Annotated in this window: 3 protein-coding genes; 1 reads left to right on the forward strand and 2 read right to left on the reverse strand. The window is 70.0% G+C overall.

Annotated features, from left to right (window positions below; genetic code table 11):
• Together efeU and MJ785_RS19520 are read right to left on the reverse strand one after the other, a co-directional pair.
• Positions 1–2,008 (reverse strand): iron uptake transporter permease EfeU (efeU, locus tag MJ785_RS19515; protein WP_239382164.1); only part of this gene is annotated, 2,008 nt, incomplete at its 3' end.
• 230 nt (positions 2,009–2,238) lie between these two features.
• Complete coding sequence (locus MJ785_RS19520; RefSeq protein ID WP_239346716.1) at positions 2,239–3,774, reverse strand: AMP-binding protein; 1,536 nt, start codon at positions 3,772–3,774, stop codon at positions 2,239–2,241.
• A 307-nt stretch (positions 3,775–4,081) separates the two neighbouring features.
• Between MJ785_RS19520 and MJ785_RS19525 the strand changes: the two genes are divergently transcribed.
• Positions 4,082–5,149: a thiamine pyrophosphate-dependent dehydrogenase E1 component subunit alpha gene (locus MJ785_RS19525; protein ID WP_239382166.1), complete on the forward strand. Its 1,068-nt coding sequence runs from the start codon at positions 4,082–4,084 to the stop codon at positions 5,147–5,149.
• The last annotated feature ends 42 nt before the right edge of the window (positions 5,150–5,191 follow it).

A 5,191-nucleotide genomic window follows, 5' to 3' on the forward strand; every position in this document is an offset into this window, starting at 1 on the left:
GCCGGTCGGCGCGGGGGAGGGCGGCCGGGGCGATCCAGGTCCCGGCGGGGTGGGCGATCCGTGCCAGGAGCGATCCGAACGCGTCGAGCTCGCGTTCGGAGGCCGCCAGCGTCGCTGGCGCACGGGCCGCCAGCAGCGGTGTGATGATTGTCAACAGTTCGCGGGTGCCGTCCACATTCGCCGCGGCCGTTGCCAGCGTTGTGTTGCTGCCCTGGTCGGCGGCACCGGTGAGCTGGAACTCGAGGGTGTTCTCGAGAATTTCATGGCTGCGCAGGGCCAGGTCGTTCGGATCGAGTTCCTGGGTCGGGAAGGCCTTGGCGAGCGCACTGACGGCATCGGCGAGTGTCGCGGCGGACGCCTTCAACGAGTCCACCGATTCGCCGTGCCACAGCCCGTGCTCGACGCGGTGGAACCCGGCGAAGTCCGGGTCGCTGACGCCGTCCGGCAGGCCGGCGGGCTGGCCGTTGACCGACGCGTCGAAATCGCCGAACGTGCCGTAGGCGGCGCCGAGGCGTTCGTAGCTGAGATGGGCCGGGAGCCAGTCGCGACGGGCCGCGTCGAGGTCACCTGACTCGATGTCAGCCCGGAGCGTGTCGGTGTCGCGTTGCAGCGTGGCCAGGCCGGCGGTGACGAACGCCCGGTAGGCCTCCACCGGTGCCTTCACGGTCTCCTCGGTGACCGGGATGATCGCCTGCCCGCCAGCGCTCGACCCGGCTACCCGCCGGCTCGCCGAGACGACGGGCTCCCCGCCGTCGGACAGGCACTGCCAGGCATAGGTGCCGCCACCGATGGTCACGGACAGTGTCCGGCTGGTGCCCGGCGCGAGCAGTTCGATCTCGGCGTGGATCGCCCCGTTTGCCGGGTCGATGAAGCGTATCTCCATGGCCTGCCCGCCGGTGTTGCGGACAGTGAACATCATGCGACCCGGATGCGGAGCCTCCCAGGCGGTGACGCAGGAAGTGGAGGTCGCCTCGATCGTCGTGCCACCAGCTGGGGCGGACGGGCCGAGGGCGAGGATGGCGCCGCCAGCGGCAACGGCCGGCACCGCCACCAGGGCCGCTGGGAGTACCCACCGGGGCACCCGCCGTGAGCTGGTAGCCGCTGGTGCTGGTGCTGGTGCTGGTGCTGGTTCGGCTGGCGCCGGCTGGGGCACCTCGGCCCCGGCGGCTGCCGGCACAGCGGCGGATGCCGCCGGGGCGGGGCGGACACCCCGGACGAACAGGACCATGACCGGGATCAGGTAGCCGAGATAGCCGACGACCTGGAGCACGCTCATGCGTGGCGTGATGTTGAAGATGCCCTCGATGAGCCTGGAGTACCACGAGCTCGGGTCGATGGTGGTGCCGAGGTTGAACGCGGCCGCGTCGATGCCGGGCAGGATGCCGCTCTCCTGGAGGTCGCGTAGGCCGTAGCCGGCCACGCCGGACGCGATCACAATGAGCCCGATGCCGGTGAGCGTGAAGAATTTCGTCAGGTTGATCTTCACGGCCCGCCGGTACATGCCGACGCACAAACCGGTGGCGAGCGCGAGGCCGGCGCAGGCTCCGAGCAGCGGAGCGACCGATTCGGACGCGCCGCGGGTGGTCGTCCAGACGAACAGGGACGTCTCCAGCCCCTCCCGGGCGACGGCCAGGAACGCGGTGATGATCAGCGTGCCCGGCCCGAGTGCCAGGGCAGCCGTGATCTTTTCGCTGATCTCACTGGACAGCGCCCGCGCCGAGCTGCGCATCCAAAAGATCATTATGGTGACGAACCCGACCGCGACCAGGCTCAGGATGCCGCTGAACGCTTCCTGGGCCTTGGTCGACAGCTCGGTGGCGGCGAAGGTCAGGACGGCGCCGAAGCTCGCGGAGAGCGCGACAGCGGCCAGCACGCCCGTCCAGACCTGGGGCAGGCGTGCCCGCTCGCCGGCACGCACAAGCGTGGCAACCAGAATCGAGACGATCAGGCCCGCTTCCAGGCCTTCTCGTAACCCGATGAGCAGGTTCGGGACAACCTCACTCCACACGCCTGATACCTCCGTGATCGCTGATGTCGACCTAGCGGAGGTTATCAGAAGTATAAGTAAACTTCACTTAATTAGAGAGCATCATCAGGTTTCAAGTGAGATCAGAAGACGGCTGCCTGTCTGGTCAGCCGGGCGGCGGGTGTGCGGATGGGCGCACTCTCCGCGGGCGGCCCCGTCTGGACATCATGACTGATCATGATGCCTGGTGGGCTGCCCCGATGTACGGGATGTCATCCCGCGATGGTGCGCTCAGAGCGCCAGTAAGAACGTTGTAACGCTTTTTTGTCAAGCTTCCCCATGGCGTTACGGGGAAGCTCTGCGAGCATTTCGTATGATTTGGGGCATTTGTACGACGCGAGTGACAGCCGGCAGAAGCGGTCGAGCTCGCCTGGGCCCGGCGGTTCTCCACGGGGCACGATCAGCGCCCGTAGCGTCTCGCCCAGGTCCGCGTCAGGCACACCGATCACGGCCACGTCCGCGACCGCCGGGTGGTCGGCCAGCACACGTTCGCACTCGGCCGGGTAGAGATTCACCCCACCGGAGACGACCATGTCCGCGAGCCGGTCGGTGATGTGGACGTACCCATCCGCGTCGACGAAGCCGATGTCGCCGAGCGTGAACACACCGGGCGCGAGGTAGGCGGCCGCGGTCTTGACGGGGTCGCCGTGATAACGAATGCCCCGGTCGGCTGGGGCGCGAAAACCCAGCACACCTATCTCGCCGGCGCCCACCGGCGCGTTGTCCGCGTCGAGGACGACCGCCTCGAACGGTGGTACGCACCGCCCGACCGACCCGGGCCGGGCAAGCCATTCGTCGCTTGTGATACGGCAGACAGTGCCCGCCTCACTGCCTCCGTACGACTCCACCAGCACCGGCCCGAACCAGTTGATCATTGCCCGTTTGGTGTCGGGTGGGCAGGCCGAGCCGGTGTGGGAGACACTGCGCAGGCTGGTCACGTCGTAGCGGTCGCGTACGTCCGCGGGCAGGGCGAGCAGCCGGGCGAAGTGCGTCGGGACCAGCACCGATGACGTCACCCGGTGGGCCTCGATGAGCCGCAGCACATTCTCCGCGTCGAACCGGCCGAGGATGACCACGGGCTGCCCGGACAGCAGATGGCGCAGGCAGCTGAGCGGGCCATTGTGCGCCAGCGGCCCGACCACGAGATGCGGGCCGGGCGGGAAGGCCGAGCGGGCAGCCAGCGCGGCGGCATAGCCGGCCGCGGTGCCGGGGGTCGGCGCCGTCCAGCGCACCTCGGTGCCCCGCGGCCGCCCGGTGGTGCCGGATGTGTAGACGAGAGGCGGCCGGGCGGGCCGGCTGGCGATGGCCGGCAACGGCCGGTCGCTACCCGTCCAGTCCGGCCAGTCCGTCCAGCCGGGGTGCTGTCCGGGGGAGACGCCGTGGACAATTACGGCACGTAACCGCGCGGACGTGGCGGCCCTGGCGATGCCCTCGCGGCCAGCCGGCCCGGCGACGGCGGCCACCGCGCCGGCGTCCACGAGCAGGTCGGCGAACTCACCGGCGGTGAGCTGGCGGGACAGCGCCACGGTGCCGACCCCGGCGCAGATGCCCGCGGCATGCGCGACAAGGGTTGGGATGAGGTTCTCACCGGTGACGGCGACCCGCGCTCCGTCACCGTCCGCGACGGCAAGCATCTCGGCAGCCACGGCGCGTACCTGGTCGGCGAGCTCCGCCCACGTGAGCCGGCTGGTGTCGTCGACGAGGGCGACACCAGCCGGCTCACGCCGTGCCCGCGCACCGATCCCCACCAGCTCCAACGGACCTCACCGCCCCGCTTCTCACGTCTGCCGGCTGCGTGCTTGCCGGTCATGTCGAATGTAGACCCATAACTGTAAGAGCAGTCAAGAAACAGTTCCGGGTTCCGCCGCGGGCGCCGCGGGCGGGGCGGGCGGGGCGGGCACTCCTGCGGCGGAGGCCAACGACAAATACCGGCTATGAGTCTGGTGTGGGGAGGCATCTCTTACTAGAGTCCATTTCGACAAACTCCCGGATGCTCGGACGGCACAGCGGTCCGCTGTGCGCGGCCGCCGGGCCAGGCAGAGAGGGGCAGGCATCATGACGCGAGCCGTCGCGGCCGACCAGAGCGCCCGGCCCGCCCAGCCCGCGGCCGTCGCCGCCACCAACGCCCGCGTCGGCACCAACGCCGACGCCGGTGCCAGCGCCGACGCGGGCGTGCTCCTGGACCTGCACCGCCGGATGGTGCGCATCCGGGTGTTCGAGACCGAGGCCGGTCGGCTGATGGAGGCCGGCACGCTGCCCGGTTTCCTGCATCTCTACGTCGGGCAGGAGGCGGTCGCCGCTGGCGCGATCAGCACGCTGCGGGACGAAGACCAGATCACCTCCACCCACCGCGGGCATGGCCATGCGGTCGCCAAGGGCGCGGACTTCCGCCGGATGTTCGCCGAACTGTATGGCCGGGTCGACGGCTACTGCCACGGCCGGGGCGGGAGCATGCACATCAACGACCTGTCGATCGGCATGCTCGGCGCGAACGGGATCGTGGGCGCGGGCATCCCGATCGCGGTGGGCGCGGCGTTCGCCGGCGCCTACCGCCGCGACGGCACCGTCGCGATGGCCTTCTTCGGCGACGGCGCCTCCAACATCGGCAGCTTCCATGAGGCGGCCAACCTCGCCGCCGTGCTGCGCCTGCCGGTGGTGCTCGTCTGCGAGAACAACGGCTATGCCGAGTTCACCCCGCAGGCCCGGCACATGCTGCTCACCGACGTTGCCGATCGCGCGGCGGCCTACGGCATGCCGAGCGAGATCTGCGACGGTATGGACGCGGCCGCGGTCCGGGCGGCCACCCTGCGCGCGGTGGAGCGGGCCCGCTCCGGTGGCGGCCCGACGCTGGTCGAGGCCAAGACCTACCGTTACTACGATCATCAGGGCGTCAAGGGCCTGCGCATCCCGTACCGCACCCAGCAGGAGATCGACGCCTGGAAGGAACGCGACGCGATCAAGCTGCTGGAGAGCGGGGCCACCGCGGCCGGCACGGTCGCGCCGGAGCGTTTTGCGGAGATCTGGGCGCGGACCAGGGCCGAGGTCGCCGCGGCGATCGCCTTCGCCGCGGCGAGCAGTGAGCCGGACCCGGCTGACATCGCCCGGGATGTCTACAGCGTGTGATTCCTACGGCATGTGACGCCCACGACGACCAGCGGTGAAAGG

The organism is Protofrankia sp. CiT1 (genome assembly GCF_917627335.1).
Taxonomy (GTDB): Bacteria; Actinomycetota; Actinomycetes; order Frankiales; family Frankiaceae; genus Protofrankia.

Bases quoted from the DNA above. Each gene is read 5' to 3' on its own strand.
- MJ785_RS19525 (WP_239382166.1), top strand. From the start codon at position 4,082: ATGACGCGAGCCGTCGCGGCCGACCAGAGCGCCCGGCCCGCCCAGCCC.